Genomic DNA, 17,521 nt, shown 5'->3' with positions numbered 1-17,521 from the left:
AGGCCGTCTGAAAGTATTTTCAGACGGCCTTTTTTCATGCCTTCATTAACAACAGCGTCCGCCGTTGCTGCCGCAACGGCGTTTGCGGCAGTAGTCTTGGAATTGCAGCTCGGTCATGACCGGCGCATTGGGATTATGTTTGCGCTGGCGGGCAACGTAGTTTTCATAATCTGGGACACCGGCCATCAAGTTTGCTGTCAACTTGATGGTTTTCCACCAAGAGGCAAGCTTATGCTTCATTCTGAGCCTCCGGCTGTTTACCGTCGCGGTACACTGCTGGAATTTCTTTAGCAGTTGGCCAGCCGACTTTGCGGGCTTTCATGGCGGTACGGAAACCGTACACGGCGACAATCACGACAACTGCCAAGAACAAAGCGGTCAGACCGGCATTGATTTGGTCGTTGAAGATGATTTGTGACATTTCGCCAATGTCTTTAGCAGGAGCAAGGACTTCGCCTGAAGCCAAGGCATCGCGGTATTTGCCTGCGTGAGCCAAGAAGCTGACGCGCGGATCGCTGTGGAACAGTTTTTGCAAACCGGCATAGCAGGTTACAAACAATACGCCGAAAGCAGGAACCAAAGTTACCCAAACATAGCGGTCACGTTTCATTTTCACTAATACGACGGTACACATAATCAACGCTACGCCTGCAAGCATTTGGTTGGCGATACCGAACAACGGCCAGAGCGAGTTGATACCACCTAGAGGGTCGGTTACGCCGGTATAGAGGAAGTAACCCCACAATGCCACTGCAAAGAATGTGGCAACCAAGTTGGCAGGGATAGAGTCGGTGTTACCGAATGGTTTGTAGAAGATACTGCCCAAGTCTTGAATCATGAAACGGGCAACGCGTGTACCGGCGTCAACCGCGGTCAAGATGAACAAGGCTTCAAACAGCAAGGCAAAGTGATACCAGAACGCCATCATGGCTTCGCCCGGAATCAGACGGCTCATGATGTGTGCCATACCGACTGCAAGGGTTGGTGCGCCACCTGCACGGGACAGAATGGTGTTTTCGCCCACTTCTCTAGCAGTGTGCAACAAGGTTGCGGCATCAACAGGGAAGTTCAGTTTAGTGGTAATGACTTCGGCAGCTGTGTTGGCATCTGTACCAATCAGCGCGGCCGGGCTGTTCATCGCGAAGTACACGCCTGGATCAAGCGAAGCGGCAGCAGCCAGAGCCATAATGGCCACAAAGCTTTCCATAATCATGCCACCGTAACCGATCATGCGGACGTGGGTTTCGTTTTCCACCATTTTTGGCGTAGTACCTGAAGAAATCAACGCATGGAAGCCTGAAACCGCACCACAAGCAATGGTAATGAATAAGAATGGGAACAATGCACCAGAGAATACCGGGCCTGAACCATCGATAAAGTGGGTAACTGCAGGCATTTGCAGAGTCGGGTTAACAATAACAATACCCAAAGCCAAAGCTGCAATCGTACCGATTTTCAGGAAGGTAGACAGATAGTCGCGTGGAGTCAGCAAGAGCCAAACCGGCAATACGGAAGCCACGAAACCGTAAATCATAATCGCCCAAGTCAGCTGAATGCCGTCAAGGTCAAACCAGTGACCAAAGGAGCTGTGGGCAACATCTTCACCGTAAATCACAGCCAACATCAGCAAAATAAAGCCGACGATGGAAATCTCGCCAATTTTGCCCGGACGGATATAACGGGTGTAAATACCCATAAACAGCGCAATCGGCATAGTTGCTGCGATGGTGAACGTACCCCAAGGGCTGTGAACCAATGCTTTCACAACGATCAGCGCCAACACCGCCATAATGATGACCATAATCATCAAAATACCGATGGATGCAATCACGCCTGGGACGGTACCGAGTTCTTGTTTCACGATATCGCCCAAAGACTTACCGTCACGGCGCATAGAAACAAACAGTACCATCATATCCTGTACGGCACCGGCAAATACCACGCCGAAGATAATCCACAAAGTACCGGGCAGATAACCCATTTGCGCTGCCAATACAGGACCAACTAGAGGGCCTGCGCCGGCAATGGCGGCAAAGTGGTGGCCGAACAGTACGCCTTTATGTGTGGGCACATAGTCCAAGCCGTCATTGTGGCGTTCTGCCGGAGTCAGACGGTTAGGATCAAGCTGCATCACACGGTTGGCAATGTAAAGACTATAGAAACGGTAGGCAATGCAGTATACCGAAATGGCGGCCGTAACCATCCAAATCGCACTGACTTGCTCGCCACGGCTGAGAGCTAAAGTAGTAAAGGAGGCCAAGCCTACCAAAACCACAATGCCCCAGATCAAAAATGATTTGAGCGATTTCATTGATTTATCCTTAAAACGTGATGCACCAAGGCTTGCTTTAGCGACAAACTGCCTTAATGCGCTTCAGAAAGACCAGTCATTATAGTCTTCATGATTTCATGAGTGAAATGTCATTTCAACCCCAATTCGACTGAAAACAAAATGATTAGTTCGTCCGTAAGGTTAACACAAACAGACAATATACCCTTCATTTTTTACTTCAAAACCAAATATTCCTTAACATATAGCAAACGAAAGGCCGTCTGAAAACCCAAATATTCAGTTTTCAGACGGCCTGACAAACGGTCAATGCTATAATCCGATATTCCCATTCCTCTATATTGCCATACCATGCAAAACAACGATTCCGAAACCATGCGCCTTTCCAAACGCATGGCGCAATTAGGCTTATGCTCGCGCCGCGAGGCAGACAGCTACATTGAGCAAGGCTGGGTCAAAGTCAACGGCCAAACTGCCGTACTCGGTCAAAAAGTCACCGAGCGCGACCGCATCGACCTCAACAAACAAGCCCATGAAAAACAAGCCGCGCGCGTAACCATCCTACTAAACAAACCCGTCGGCTACGTCAGCGCGCAGGCAGAAAAAGGCTATAAGTCCGCCGCCGAACTCATTACCGCCGAAAACCATTGGGAAGGCGACGACAGCCGTATCCCTTTCAGCGAAAAGCACAAATTCGGTTTGGCCCCTGCCGGCCGCCTGGACATCGACTCTGTAGGATTGTTGGTACTCACCCAGGACGGCCGCATTGCCAAACAACTGATTGGCGAAAACAGCAGCAGCGAAAAAGAATACCTCGTCCGCGTCCGCGGCAAACTGGACAACAAAGGCCTCGCCCTACTCAACCACGGCTTGAGTTTGGACGGAGAAAAATTGCGTCCCGCCAAAGTCGAATGGCAAAACGAAGACCAGTTGCGCTTTATTTTGCGACAAGGTAAAAAACGCCAAATCCGCCGCATGTGCGAACTGGTCGGCCTGCGTGTCGTTGGTTTGAAACGCATCCGCATGGGCAAGGTCAAACTCGGCAGACTGCCGCCGGGCAAATGGCGTTATTTACGCACTGACGAATCGTTTTAATTGCAGACAACAAAAAGGCCGTCTGAAAACACATTTCAGACGGCCAGATCTTTTACTGCTTACTCGATATAAGTAAACTTCGCACGTTTGATATTGCAGAGGATTTCGTACGGAATCATACCGGCAACTTCAGAAACTTCATTAATATTAATCACATCGCCCCAAAGCTCGACTTCTGCGCCCAAACCCTCTTTCGAGGCTTCCAGCTCAACCGTAATCATATCCATAGATACCCTGCCGATAATACGGCTGCGTTTACCATCAACAGCCACAGGGGAATTAGTAGAAGCGCGACGCGGATAACCGTCGGCATAGCCGCAGGCAATCAAACCGACACGGGTAGATTTGCTGGTGTAGAACGTTGCGCCGTAACCAATCGGAGAATGCGGTTGCAACACACGCTCGCCGAAAACGCGGGAAGTCAGGCGCATAACAGGTTTCAAACGCTCATCCACGCCGCCGAAAGGCGAAATACCATATAAGGCCAGACCGGCACGTCCCCAATCGCGCCGCGCTTCAGGCACGTTCAAAATCGCGGCGGAATTGGCCAAGCTCTCTTCGCCTTCCAAACCCTCACACGCCAAATCAAACGCTTCAAACTGCATTTCGGTCATGCCGTTTTCCGGCTCGTCCGCGCAGGCAAAATGGCTAAATTTCACAATATTTTCAACCGATTCGGATTGTTTCAATGCAGTATAGGCCGCAGCATAGTTATGCGGAAAGAAACCGGCACGGTGCATACCCGAGTCCATTTTCAGCCATACGGTTGTCGGACGTTGCCACTCATGATGCACAAACGCCTCCAGCTGCCATTGGCTGCCGATTGCCGGCCACAAATCATAACGGTCAACATCCGCATATTCCTCAGCCTCAAATACGCCTTCCAGTAAAACAATCGGATTTTTAATGCCGTTTTGACGCAATTCCACGCCTTCATCTACCGTTGCCACCGCAAAGCCGTCGGCAATATCCGCCAACGCGTGTGCACATCTGACCGCACCATGCCCGTAAGCATCGGCCTTAATCACAGCCAACAATTTATTGCCGTGCAACTCTTTGAGAAAACGATAATTTTGACGTAAATTATCCAAACGGATTTGCGCATTGAGCGGACGCATAATGTATTCCTCTTATTGGCATTCCGTTTCAGACGGCCTACCCTATTACTTTGAAGTAAATATTATAGGTCAAAAACTACACAGGATTCCATGAAATACACAAGAATAATCTATTCATAATTTAGACCTCATGCGCGCCTTTAGGCATTTATGCTTCTTCTCAGCCTGTTTTAAGGTTATGATTCAATCCAAATGAAAACGACAGACATCAAGGCCATGAAAGAACTCGACAAAACCGACTTAAAAATTCTCAAGCTCCTACAACAAAACGCACGCATCCCCATGACCGAATTGGCTGAAAAAGTCGGCCTCTCCACCACGCCGGTAACAGAACGCGTCCGCCGCTTGGAACGCGACAACCTTATTACCGGCTATCACGCCCATCTGAATCCTCATGCTTTAGGACAAAGCCTCTTGGTCTTTGTCGAGCTGAAACTGCGCTCCAAATCCGGCAATATTTTTGAAGACTTCAAACGCGAAGTGCTGAAAATTCCGCAAATTCTCGAATGTCACTTGGTCTCCGGCGAATACGACTACCTTATCAAAGTCCGCCTGCCCAATATGTCCGCCTATCGCGATATGCTCGGCAATATCCTGCTGCAACTGCCGGCTGCGTCCGAAAGCCGCAGCTATGTTGTCATGGAAGAAGTCAAAGAAGAAGTGGTATTAGACATCTAATTCTATTCAACAAACAAAGGCCGTCTGAAAGATTACAACATTCAGACGGCCTTTATTTTAAATAGGCAAAAAAAACGCACACATCCGACAGAATGTGTGCCAAGTCTACAAAGGAGAAATAGAGGAGAAACTATTAACTGACTACTCGAACCAGCTAACGAAACGAATTATGCAACAATAGATTCAACCGTGCAAGTATTTTTCTTGTAAAATTTCTTAATTATTCGATTTACAAATTTTAAATGTAATCATATTTCAATGCGGATAAAAAAAATGCGCATACCGTTTCGATATGCGCCAAGTCTACAAAGGAGAAATAGAGGAGAAAAATCAAGCTGCATCAAGCAACTCAACGGCGCGAATTATCCTAGCCTTCTACCCGCCTGTCAACCGTTTTCCTATCTATTTTCAAGTATTTTGCTAAAAAACAACAAATCCGCTATTCCCCTCTTTTTCTTGCTATTTTCGCCCATATATAAAAAGAATTTAGGGCCGTCTGAAACATATATTGCCACTAAAGATAAACGGCTCCATACTCACACATTCATCGTCCATATCAACCCGACCCAAAGACCATGACCACCCCACTTTCCCTTGCCGTCGTCGGTCATACCAACACAGGCAAAACCTCACTCTTACGTACGCTTTTGCGCGACAGTACCTTCGGCGAAGTGAAAAACGCGCCATCTACCACGCGCCATGTCGAAGAAGCCCTTATCAACGACGGCGACGACAGCTTGGTTTACCTCTACGACACCCCGGGCCTCGAAGATGCCGGCGGCGTGTTGGACTGGCTGGAAACCCACACATCCGCACGCGATGACGGCATCGAGCGCATCCAGCAATTCCTCAACAACCATGAAGCGCATCACGAATTCAACCAAGAGGCCAAAGTGCTGCGCCAAGTCATGCAAAGCGACATGGCCATGTATGTTATCGATGCGCGGGAGCCCGTCCTTAACAAATACAAAGACGAGCTGACCATTTTGTCTTGGTGCGCCAAGCCCATCATGCCCGTGTTCAACTTCACCCAAAATCAAGACCTGACCGCTTGGACCAATATGCTCGCCCGCAGAAACCTGCATGTTTACGCTGGTTTCGATACCGTTGCCTTCGACTTTGAAGGCGAAATCCGATTGTGGGACAACCTCGCCACCATGTTACCTAAGCGCGACATCCTCGACCGCCTCATCAATATGCGCCGGCGCGAGTGGCAACGGCTGGATACGGAAGCGCGCCGTGAAATTGCCGATTTTCTGCTGGATACCGCCGCATTTACCCAAGAAATTGCCGAAAACGACGACCCTGCCCCGACTTTGGAAGTCATGCAATCGGAAATCCGCCAACTTGAGCGGCAAATGCAACAACGCCTGTTCACACTTTACCGCTTCTATCACGACGAAGTCGGCAGCGACAGCACATGGATGCCCAAAGCCTTCAAACAAGATCCGTTTGACAGCGAGTTGCTCAAACATTACGGCATCCGTACCGGTACCGGCGCAACCGCAGGCGCTCTCATCGGCCTGGGTTTGGATATTGCCACGCTTGGCGGATCGCTTGGTTTGGGCACAGCCATCGGCGGACTGTTGGGCGGCATTTTACCCAATGCCCAAGACATCACCGACAAAATCAACGGCCGACAAACCCTGCATACTGATCCTGAGACCCTTACCCTGCTCGCCGCACGCGCACTGGATTTGTTGCACGTCTTGCAAACGCGCGGCCATGCGGCTCAATCGCATATTGAGCTAAAAGAACGCAAAGCGCCATGGAATGCAGCCAAATTGCCAAGCGAACTCAACAAAGCGCGCAGCAACCGTAAATGGTCTTCGCTCAACACACACCAGCCCGAAGCCAGCCGTAACGAACGCGCAGCCTATGTCGCCACTTTAAGCGAGAAATTAAAAGCTTAGAATTGCCGCATAATAAAAAGGCCGTCTGAAACCCAAATGTTTCAGACGGCCTTTTAATCTTAGCAAATACTTATTCAGCAGCTTTGGTCTCTCGTTTCAAACCACCGCCAAGTGCTTTATACAAGTCGGCAAGGTTTTCCAAACGGGTCAGCTGATTAGCCAAAAGAGCAGTTTCTGCGCTGTAACTGCTGCGTTCGGCATCCAGCAAATCCAATGCGCTGGATACGCCATGTTTGTAGCGCAGGCTGATGAGGCGCAGGCTGTCGTTGTAGGCACGGCTTTGTTTGCTCAACGCTTCATAGCTTTTATCCAGCTGTTCGCGTGCAACCAACGCATTGGAAACGTCTTTGAATGCGGATTGAACAGCGGCCTCATAAGCAACGATTTGTGCCTGTTGGCGCAGTTTGGCTACGTCAAGATTGGCTTTGTTTGTGCCCCAGTCAAAGATAGGCAGAGTGATTGACGGTGCAAAAGCCCAAATACCCGTGCCGCTTTTGAACAGGCCGCTCAACTCGCCGGAAGCGGTACCGACAGAACCGGTCAGGCTGATGCGTGGGAAAAACGCCGCACGTGCCGCACCGATATTGGCATTGGCTTGTTTGAGCGCGTGTTCGGCCGCACGGATATCCGGACGGTTGAGCAACACGTCCGAACTCAAACCGGCAGGCAGTTTGGTCAATTTGAACTGTTTGCTCAAAGGCAAACCAGCAGGCAGGTCTTCGGGCAAAGGTTGATTAATCAGCATAGCCAAGGAATTGCGCGCTTGCTCGCGGTTTTTCACCGCAGAGGCGTAATCCGCTTTGGCCGATTCAATCAGCGCTTCCTGTTGGCGCAAATCAACGGCGGAAATCACGCCGGCCTTATGGCGTAATTGCGAGAGCTTGTAAGTCGCTTCACGGGTTTGCAACACGCGTTGTGCCAATGCCATGGTTTCTTCGGCATAGCGTTCGTTAAAGTAGGCTTTGGCAACGGTAGAAATCAGGGTCAGATGGGCGGCATCGCGGTTGGCGGCCACATTGAAATAACCTTGCAACGCGGCTTCGCTGGTGCTGCGGACACGGCCGAAGAGGTCAAGCTCATAAGAGGCTGCGCCCAAACCCACGCTGTATTGGCTGCTGACGCTGCCGCCGCTCAAGCTGCCTTGACGCGAACCTGTACCGCTGGCATTGACGGTTGGCAACAAATTATTACGCGCAATCATATATTGCTTGCGGTAGATTTCCGCATTCAGTGCGGCTGTACGCAAATCGGTATTGCGTTCCAATGCGATGTCGATCAGGCGGTGAAGGCGCGGATCGGCAAAGTAATCTTGCCAACCCAATTCGGCAGCACGGATACCGTCGTCAACAGTGTCGTATTTAAACGTATCGGCCACGGCAACTTGAGGCTGCTCATATTTCGGCATCATGGTACAGGCCGACAAAGCCACGGCTGCGGCAACGGCGGTCAGTACAGGTTTGAATGTAATCTTCTTCATTTTAGAATCCTTTAGCATTTTGAGGCCGTCTGAAAAGTTTTCAGACGGCCTTTGCTTTAGTGCTTGTCTGAATCGTGTTTACCGTCTTCAATCATGCCGGCTTCAGCGGCGTGTTTGGCGGCCATCTCATGCTCGTGTGCAGTTTCTTTAAAGAATTTGCGCACAACCACATAGAACAAAGGCACAAGGAACACAGACAGAATCGTACCGATCAACATACCCCAGACCACGGTCGTACCAATCGCACGTTGGCTGGCGGAGCTGGCACCGCTGGCAACATAAAGCGGTACCACGCCCAAGATGAAGGCAAACGAAGTCATGATAATCGGACGGAAACGCAAGTGTGCGGCGGCAAGCACAGCTTCAAGCGCGCTCTTGCCTTGCGCTTGCAGGTCTTTGGCAAACTCGATAATCAAAATCGCGTTTTTCGCACTCAAACCCATCACCGTAACGAAACCGACTTGGAAGTAGATATCGTTGGCGTATGCCGGAATACTGCCCAGTAATGCTTCAAACATGTTACGGCCAGTCACACCCAATGCCGCGCCAATCAAGCCCAACGGAATCACAAGGATAACCGCCAACGGGATAGACCAGCTTTCGTACAAAGCAGCCAATACCAAGAATACAGCGGCAGCGGCCAATGCGTACAATACGACAGTTTGCGAGCTGCCTTTGGCCTCTTCACGAGACTGACCGCCCCATTCCAAACTGTAACCGCCGCCCATTTCATCAACCATTTGCTGTACCGCAGCCATGGCTTGACCGGAAGACACGCCATTAACAGGCGAGCCGGAAAGCTCCATTGCAGGATAACCATTGAAGCGGACGCTTTGTTCCATACCGTTTACCCAAGAAACAGTAGCAATGGTAGAAAGCGGTACGGCAACACCGGATTTATTCGGCACGGTCAAGTTCAGAATATCGGCAGGCTGCATACGGGCACTCGCATCAGCTTGTACCATCACGCGTTGCAGACGGCCTTGATTCGGGAAGTCGTTTACATAAGACGAACCCAAAGAAGAAGCCAAAGCAGTACGGATGTCAGAGAACGAAATACCTTGTGCAGCTGCGGCAGAGCGATTGATGTCGATTTTCAACTGCGGCGCATCTTCCAAACCGCTCGCACGAACGGTACTTGGGTTAAACAAACCGCTTTTGCGCATTTTGTCAATCAGCTCATTGCGCTTGGCCAACAATGCAGCATGGCCGCTGTTGTTACGGTCTTGCAGGTAAATCGTCAAGCCGGAGCCTGTACCCAATTCCATAATGGCAGGAGGCACAATCGCCAAACCGAAACCGTCTTTCAGCGTAGCCATCATCATGCCGGTCAACTTACCGGAAATAGAAGTCGCATCGCTGCCCGGAGCAGTACGTTCGCTCCAGTCTTTCAGAATGACAAAGCCCAAAGCCATGTTTTGGCCGGAACCGCTAAAACTAAAGCCGGAAACGGTAACAATGTTCTCGATCTCAGGTACAGATTTCGCCAGTTGAGTGATTTGAGCCAAAGTTGCATCGGTACGCTCTTTGGTCGCGCCGGCAGGCAGCTGTACGCTCAACATCAAGTTACCTTGGTCTTCAGTCGGCAAGAAGGAAGTCGGCAGACGCATAAACAGGAATACGCCCACAACAGTCAAACCGATATAGACAACCATCATGCGCAAAGTCTTGCGCAAGACTTTGGCTACCCAGCCTTCGTAGCCGTGTGTCCAGTTGTCGAATTTCTTGTTAAACCAACCGAAGAAACCTTTTTTCTCTTCGTGATGACCATTCTGAATCGGCTTGAGCATGGTGGCACACAATGCCGGAGTCAGCGTCAAAGCAAGGAATGCGGAGAAGCCGATCGATGCCACCATGGTCAGGGCAAACTGTTTGTAAATGTTACCGGTTGCACCGCTAAACATTGCCAGCGGCACAAATACGGACATCAACACGGCAGTAATACCGATCACCGCGCCGGAAATCTGACTCATCGCTTTTTTGGTTGCAGCCTTAGGCGGCAGACCTTCGCTCGCCATAATACGCTCAACGTTTTCAACGACCACAATCGCATCATCGACCACAATACCGATCACCAACACCATCGCAAACATGGTCAATACGTTAATCGACATACCCATGTATGAGATAAAGGCAAAACCGCCCAACAGGGAAATCGGTACAACAATGGTCGGAATCAGCGTATAGCGGATGTTTTGCAGGAAGAGATACATCACCAAGAATACCAAAACAATGGCTTCCAAAAGCGTATGGATCACTTTCTCAATCGAAATTTCCACAAATTTGGAAGTATCGTAAGGAACTTTCCAGCTCATACCGTCTGGGAAATACTTCTGCAAAACCGCCATTTTTTCTTTCACGGCAGTCGCTGTTGCCAAAGCGTTACCGCTGTTAGACAGCATCACTGCCATACCGGTAGTGTTGACGCCGTTCAAACGGGTGGAAGTAGAATAGTCCTGCATACCCAAGCTGACTTTGGCAACGTCTTTCAGATAGACATTAGAACCATCGGTATTGGATACCAAAATGATGTTGCCAAACTCTTCAGCAGTGCTCAGCTGACCTTGCGCCGTCACAGTTGCTGAAATAGTCTGACCTGCAGCCGCCGGCAAAGAACCGATAGAGCCTGCAGAAATTTGGATATTTTGTGTCGCAAGCGCATTGGTTACCGTTGCAAAAGACAGGTTGTAGTTTTGCAGTTTTTTCGGGTCAACCCAAATACGCATGGCGCGTTGCGCACCAAACAATTGTACCTGCCCTACCCCGTCAATACGCTGCAGTTCAGGAATGATATTGCGCTGGGCGTAATCGTTCATTTCCTCAATGGATTGCTTTTCAGAAGAAAGCATGACCACTTGCAAGAAGTTGGAACGCGCTTTAGATACGGTTACACCATATTGCTGTACGGTAGACGGCAATGTGGACAACACTTCCGACAATTTGTTCTGCACGTCTACCTGCGCCAAATCTTCATTGGTTTCCGGTGTAAACGTCAGACTGACGCTGCCGCTGCCACTGGAATTGGCAGAAGTCGTCATATAGTCCAAACCTTCCACACCGTACATATTACGTTCGATAACGGCCAGTACGCTGTCTTCCATTACCTGAGCCGAAGCGCCCGGATAAGTAGCGCGCAAAGTAATAGTCGGTGCAGCAACGGACGGATATTGGGAAATCGGCAGTTTTTGAATGCCGAAAATACCCGCTGCGATGATAAAAATCGCAATAACCCATGCAAAGATGGGGCGGTCAATAAAAAACTTAGACATTCACGCGTTCCTTATTTGGCTTCAGATGCAGCTTTAGCTTCAGGCTTGGCCTCGGATGCAGCTTGGCCGTCTGAAACTGCCGGTGTTGCTGCCGCAGCGCTTGCAGGCGGCGTCCATTCTTTCGGCGTTACCTGTTTAGCACCCGACATAGCGGCAATGCTGATGCCTTCAACAATCACTTTGTCGCCGTCTTTAAGGCCGTCTGTAATAACCCAATTGCTACCTTGCTGTTGGGCAATGGTCACGACACGCGCTTCCATTTCGCTCTTGTCATTCACTACCATCACAGTATCTTGCGAACCGCGGGTAACTGCTTGTTGCGGCACTACAAATGCATTATCCACTGCCACTTGTTCCATCAACACGCGCACATACAAGCCCGGCATCAAGATATTTTTGTCATTAGGAATAGCGGCGCGCAATGTAATTTGGCCGGTCGTTTCGTTAACAGTCGGATCTGCAAACAGCAGACGGCCTTTTTCAGGATAAACCGCACCATCGTCAAATTTGATGCCCACTTCAATCGCGCCGTTTGCCGCCAACAATTTGCCTTCTGCAACCTGTTGACGCAGTTTCATAACCTCACTGGCAGATTGGGTAACGTTGACATACATCGGGTTGGTTTGTTGGATGGTGGCCAAAACAGTGGTATCGCCGGCATTCAACAGCGTACCTTCAGAAACTTTAGATTGACCGATAAAGCCGGAAATCGGCGCAGTAATGCGGGAGCGGTTCAGGCTGATACCGGCAGATTTGATGGCTGCTTGAGCGGATTTGACGCCTGCTTCGGCTGAGCGCTTGGCGGTTACGGCCGCATCGTATTCTTGTTGGCTGATGGCATCGGCGGCAACCAGCGGTTTGTAGCGGGCCAAGTCGGCATTCGCTTTAGCCAAAGTCGCTTGCGCACTCGCCAACTGGGCGCGTGCGCTTTCTAAGTTTGCTTCATAAGTTGAGCTGTCGATTTGGTACAAAGGCTGACCGGCTTGCACATAGCTGCCTTCTTGGAACAGGCGTTTTTGCAAAATACCGCCGACTTGGGCGCGAACTTCGGCAGTACGCAACGATTCCAGACGGCCCGGCAACTCGGTTGTCAATGCAACGGTTTCCGGATGCACGGTAACCACGCGGACTTCAGGCGCAGGTTGATTTTGCTGTTGCTGACTGCCTTGCGCCTGTTGGCCGGCTGCCTTCTCATCGCCTTTGCCGCAAGCAGAAAGCGCCAATGCAGTAGCCGCCGCAATCGCCGCGACACGCATCATTTTAGAAGCATAAAGAGCCATAATTTTCCTATCTCTATGATAAATAAGGGTTTGACTAATTAAAAATTGATTACTTTAATTTCATATTTCATAAGCAGAAATTGCCTGCTTTTGTGAAAAACAGGCTGATTATATAGTGTTGAGAAACACTATATAATATTAAATTGAATTATACATACATTCTTGCATGTTCAGAAGTAATTTTTTATAATCCGAACCATAAATTTACATTTCCTACAAAACAACTATGAGAAGAACCAAAACCGAAGCCTTAAAAACCAAAGAATATCTCATGCTTGCCACATTGGATACGTTTTATCAGAAAGGCATTGCCCGCACCTCGCTTAACGAAATTGCCCAAGCCGCAGGCGTAACGCGCGGCGCGCTGTATTGGCATTTCAAAAACAAAGAAGATTTGTTTGACGCCTTGTTCCAACGGATTTGCGACGACATCGAAAGCTGCATAAAAGAAGACTCGAACAACAATAACGAACAGGCTTGGTCAAGCTTCCGACTGACCCTGACCCGTTTTTTCGAGCGCCTGCAACACAACGAGCTTCACTATAAATTCCACAGCATTTTGTTTTTAAAATGCGAACACACCGAGCAAAACGAGGCGGTCATTGCCATCGCTAAAAAACACCAATCACTATGGCGTGAAAAAATCGTTGCTGTCCTGACTGATGCGGTACAACAAAAAGCGTTGGCGGATAATTTGGATATCGATATGGCAGTCATCTTCATCAAGTCTTCATTAGACGGCTTTATTTGGCGCTGGCTTTCTTCAGGTCAAGGCTTCGATTTAGCTCAAACTGCCCCACGCATGATTGAAATCATCATTGATACATTGGAAAACCATCCGCAATTAAGAAAACAATCATAAACATCAAAAATAAAAGGCCGTCTGAAACATTAAAAGTTTCAGACGGCCTTTTGGTTCAAACCTGCTTAACGTGTTACCGGTTTGTAACGGATACGTTTCGGTTTCGCGCCCTCTTCGCCCAAACGGCGTTTCTTGTCGGCTTCGTATTCCTGATAGTTACCGTCGAAGAACACCCATTTAGAGTCGCCTTCACAAGCCAAGATATGCGTAGCGATACGGTCGAGGAACCAGCGGTCGTGCGAAATCACCATCACGCTGCCGGCAAATTCCAACAATGCGTCTTCCAGCGCGCGCAGGGTTTCTACGTCGAGGTCGTTGGACGGTTCGTCCAGCAGTAAGACATTACCGCCGCTCAACAAAGTTTTTGCCAAGTGCAGACGGCCGCGTTCGCCGCCGGAAAGTTGCCCCGCAATTTTGCTTTGGTCGCTGCCTTTGAAGTTAAAGCGTCCCAAATATTGGCGGGCTGGAATTTCAAACTGACCAACCTGCAAAATATCGCGGCCTTCGGCGATGTTGTCGAACACGGTTTTGTCGTTTTGCAAACCTTCGCGGCTTTGGTCGATCAAGCTCATTTTCACGGTTTGACCGATTTTCACTTCGCCGGAATCAGGCTGCTCTTTGCCTGAAATCATTTTAAACAGCGTAGATTTACCCGCGCCGTTCGGACCGATGATGCCGACAATCGCGCCCGCAGGTACTTTAAAGCTCAAATCGTCAATCAGCACTTTATCGCCGAACGATTTGGAAACGTTCACAAATTCAATGACTTCGTTACCCAAACGTTCGGCAACAGGGATAAAGATTTCCTGAGTTTCGTTGCGTTTTTGGTATTCGTAGTTGCTCATTTCTTCAAAACGCGCCAGACGCGCTTTGGACTTGGCTTGGCGGCCTTTGGCATTTTGGCGTACCCATTCCAATTCCTGCTTCATCGCTTTCACGCGCGCAGCTTCGGATTTCGCCTCGTTTTCCAAACGTTTTTCTTTCTGCTCCAGCCAAGACGAGTAATTGCCTTTCCACGGAATGCCGTGTCCGCGGTCGAGTTCCAAAATCCATTCGGCGGCGTTGTCGAGGAAGTAGCGGTCGTGCGTTACCGCAACGACTGTACCGGGGAAGCGGACCAAGAATTGCTCCAGCCATTCGACAGATTCCGCGTCCAAGTGGTTGGTCGGCTCGTCAAGCAAAAGCATATCGGGCTTGCTCAACAAAAGTTTGCACAAAGCAACGCGACGTTTTTCACCGCCGGACAAATTGCCGATTTGGGCATCCCAATCAGGCAGGCGCAGCGCGTCGGCAGCGATTTCCAATTCGTGCTCTGCACCGCCGCCGGTAGACGAACCCGCCGCAATAATCGCTTCCAAGCGGCCTTGTTCTTCCGCCAACGCATCAAAATCCGCATCGGGATTGGCGTACTCGGCATACACTTCTTCCAAGCGTTTCTGCGCGGCAGCCACTTCGCCCAAACCGCTTTCCACTTCCTCGCGCACAGTTTTCTCAGGATCAAGCTCGGGCTCTTGCGGCAGGTAGCCGATTTTAATGCCGCCCATTGGCACGGCTTCGCCCTCAAATTCCTTATCCACACCCGCCATAATCCGCAGTACAGTAGATTTACCCGCACCGTTCAAACCGAGCAAACCGATTTTTGCACCGGGGAAAAATGAAAGGGAAATGTCTTTAATAATGGTTTTTTGCGGCGGTACAACCTTGCTCACGCGCAGCATAGAATAGACGTATTGTTGGGACATAGTTTTCTCGTTTCCGTCAAACAAATTTCAGACGGCCCATTTTAACCTATTGCCCCAATACTTGCTTGTTCAAATGCCGTCTGAAAATAGAAATAAGCATCAAAATATACACCGCACCGAACCGATACCCTTATTGCCCGACGGTATCAATGCCAAACCACAAAAAATTTGATTTAAGCCAGTTTATCCTTGAACTGGCATTGCCAATATCCGGCGCGCTTCATAAAATGCACCTAATATCCTTGAAAGTACGCACACAAACAATAACGACAGAGAACACCACACCAAGGAACCTTTCAGATTTCTCAATAAAAATACTTTTTAAAAAAGGATTTACCTCATGTCGGAAAATACGCAAAAAACAGCAAAACAAGGTTTGCCGTCACTGGCAAAAAGTACGATTTGGATGCTGAGCTTCGGCTATCTCGGCGTTCAGACGGCCTTTACCCTGCAAAGCTCACAAATGAGCCGAATTTTTCAAACTTTAGGCGCCGACCCGCACAATTTGGGCTGGTTTTTCATTCTGCCCCCATTGGCCGGTATGTTGGTTCAGCCGATTGTGGGCTACTACTCAGACCGAACTTGGATGCCGCGCTTGGGTGGCCGTCGTCTGCCCTATCTGCTTTACGGTACGCTGATTGCGGTTATCGTCATGATTCTGATGCCGAACTCGGGCAGCTTCGGTTTTGGCTACGCTTCTTTGGCGGCTTTGTCATTTGGCGCGCTGATGATTGCGCTGTTGGACGTATCCTCCAATATGGCAATGCAGCCGTTTAAAATGATGGTCGGCGACATGGTCAACGAGGAGCAGAAAAGCTACGCCTACGGGATTCAAAGTTTCTTAGCGAATACGGGCGCGGTTGTGGCGGCGATTCTGCCGTTTGTGTTTGCGTATATCGGTTTGGCGAACACGGCCGAAAAAGGCGTCGTGCCGCAGACCGTGGTCGTGGCATTTTATGTGGGCGCGGCGTTGTTGGTGATTACCAGCGCGTTCACGATTTTCAAAGTGAAGGAATACGATCCGGAAACCTACGCCCGCTACCACGGCATCGATGTGGCAGCGAATCAGGAAAAAGCCAACTGGTTCGAACTCTTGAAAACCGCGCCTAAAGCGTTTTGGACGGTCACTCTGGTGCAGTTTTTCTGCTGGTTCGCCTTCCAATATATGTGGACTTATTCCGCTGGCGCGATTGCGGAAAACGTCTGGCACACAACCGATGCGTCTTCCGTAGGCTATCAGGAAGCGGGCAACTGGTACGGTGTATTGGCGGCGGTGCAGTCGGTTGCGGCGGTGATTTGTTCGTTTGTATTGGCGAAAATCCCCAACCGATACCTCAAGGCGGGTTATTTCAGCTGCCTGGCTTTGGGCGCGCTCGGCTTTTTCTCCGTATTCTTCATCAGCAACCAATACGCGCTGGTGTTGTCTTACATCTTAATCGGTATTGCTTGGGCGGGCATCATCACTTATCCGCTGACGATTGTAACCAACGCCTTGTCGGGCAAGCATATGGGCACTTATTTGGGCTTGTTCAACGGCTCCATCTGTATGCCTCAGATTGTTGCTTCGCTGTTGAGCTTCATGTTGTTCCCGATGATGGGCGGTTTGCAGGCCAATATGTTCTTGGTAGGGGGCGTCGTCCTGCTGCTGGGCGCGTTTTCCGTGTTCCTGATTAAAGAAACACACGGCGGCGCATAATTTTCTTCATTTATCGGCAGGAGGGTCGTCTGAAACTTCTGCCGACGCTTTATTTGATTTAAGTAAGACGAACCGTATTTCAAAACGGTTTGCCATAAAAC

Annotated in this window: 12 protein-coding genes; 5 read left to right on the top strand and 7 right to left on the bottom strand. The window is 49.7% G+C overall.

The features are described from left to right. Positions 1–45: 45 nt before the first annotated feature. On the bottom strand, positions 46–240 hold the full coding sequence (locus HMPREF3047_RS01430; protein WP_049343946.1) for a YbdD/YjiX family protein: 195 nt from the start codon (positions 238–240) through the stop codon (positions 46–48). After that, positions 230–2,311: a carbon starvation CstA family protein gene (locus tag HMPREF3047_RS01425; protein ID WP_070711991.1), complete on the bottom strand. Its 2,082-nt coding sequence runs from the start codon at positions 2,309–2,311 to the stop codon at positions 230–232. Before HMPREF3047_RS01425 ends, HMPREF3047_RS01430 begins: the two co-directional genes overlap by 11 nt. 330 nt (positions 2,312–2,641) lie before the next feature. On the opposite strand from HMPREF3047_RS01425, the gene HMPREF3047_RS01420 reads away from it, so the two are divergent. Beyond that, positions 2,642–3,385, top strand: coding sequence for a pseudouridine synthase (locus HMPREF3047_RS01420; RefSeq protein ID WP_070711990.1), 744 nt, complete (start codon positions 2,642–2,644; stop codon positions 3,383–3,385). A gap of 59 nt (positions 3,386–3,444) precedes the next feature. Here HMPREF3047_RS01420 and alr read toward each other — a convergent pair whose 3' ends face one another. Next, the gene (gene alr, locus HMPREF3047_RS01415) at positions 3,445–4,503 is read right to left on the bottom strand and encodes an alanine racemase (RefSeq protein ID WP_070711989.1); all 1,059 of its coding nucleotides are present in this window, start codon (positions 4,501–4,503) and stop codon (positions 3,445–3,447) included. Positions 4,504–4,719: 216 nt separating this feature from the next. Between alr and HMPREF3047_RS01410 the strand changes: the two genes are divergently transcribed. Further along, a complete protein-coding gene (locus tag HMPREF3047_RS01410; RefSeq protein WP_079453694.1) occupies positions 4,720–5,181 on the top strand; it encodes a winged helix-turn-helix transcriptional regulator in 462 nt (153 codons plus the stop codon). 575 nt (positions 5,182–5,756) lie between these two features. After that, complete coding sequence (locus HMPREF3047_RS01405) at positions 5,757–7,094, top strand: GTPase/DUF3482 domain-containing protein (protein ID WP_070711988.1); 1,338 nt, start codon at positions 5,757–5,759, stop codon at positions 7,092–7,094. A 70-nt stretch (positions 7,095–7,164) separates the two neighbouring features. Here the strand turns inward: HMPREF3047_RS01405 and HMPREF3047_RS01400 are convergent, their stop codons facing one another. The 3 genes from HMPREF3047_RS01400 to HMPREF3047_RS01390 are packed head-to-tail and all read right to left on the bottom strand — an operon-like array spanning position 7,165 to position 13,120. Next, a complete protein-coding gene (locus tag HMPREF3047_RS01400; RefSeq protein ID WP_114926273.1) occupies positions 7,165–8,571 on the bottom strand; it encodes an efflux transporter outer membrane subunit in 1,407 nt (468 codons plus the stop codon). A gap of 56 nt (positions 8,572–8,627) precedes the next feature. Then, positions 8,628–11,840, bottom strand: coding sequence for an efflux RND transporter permease subunit (locus HMPREF3047_RS01395; RefSeq protein WP_070711986.1), 3,213 nt, complete (start codon positions 11,838–11,840; stop codon positions 8,628–8,630). 11 nt (positions 11,841–11,851) lie between these two features. Continuing rightward, complete coding sequence (locus tag HMPREF3047_RS01390) at positions 11,852–13,120, bottom strand: efflux RND transporter periplasmic adaptor subunit (RefSeq protein ID WP_070711985.1); 1,269 nt, start codon at positions 13,118–13,120, stop codon at positions 11,852–11,854. Positions 13,121–13,346: 226 nt separating this feature from the next. Between HMPREF3047_RS01390 and HMPREF3047_RS01385 the strand changes: the two genes are divergently transcribed. Beyond that, on the top strand, positions 13,347–13,982 hold the full coding sequence (locus tag HMPREF3047_RS01385) for a multidrug efflux system transcriptional repressor MtrR (RefSeq protein ID WP_070462000.1): 636 nt from the start codon (positions 13,347–13,349) through the stop codon (positions 13,980–13,982). Positions 13,983–14,047: 65 nt separating this feature from the next. Here HMPREF3047_RS01385 and ettA read toward each other — a convergent pair whose 3' ends face one another. Further along, positions 14,048–15,724 carry an energy-dependent translational throttle protein EttA gene (ettA, locus tag HMPREF3047_RS01380; protein ID WP_070711984.1) on the bottom strand — a complete coding sequence of 559 codons (1,677 nt, stop codon included), beginning with the start codon at positions 15,722–15,724 and terminating at the stop codon, positions 14,048–14,050. Positions 15,725–16,064: 340 nt separating this feature from the next. Between ettA and HMPREF3047_RS01375 the strand changes: the two genes are divergently transcribed. Further along, positions 16,065–17,420: an SLC45 family MFS transporter gene (locus HMPREF3047_RS01375; protein WP_070711983.1), complete on the top strand. Its 1,356-nt coding sequence runs from the start codon at positions 16,065–16,067 to the stop codon at positions 17,418–17,420. Positions 17,421–17,521 lie beyond the last annotated feature (101 nt).

Origin of the sequence: Neisseria sp. HMSC075C10, assembly GCF_001815615.1 — a bacterium.
GTDB lineage: Bacteria > Pseudomonadota > Gammaproteobacteria > Burkholderiales > Neisseriaceae > Neisseria > Neisseria subflava_A.
Note: the sequence above shows the minus strand (reverse complement) of the source record. Positions and strands in the feature narration are given on the sequence as shown.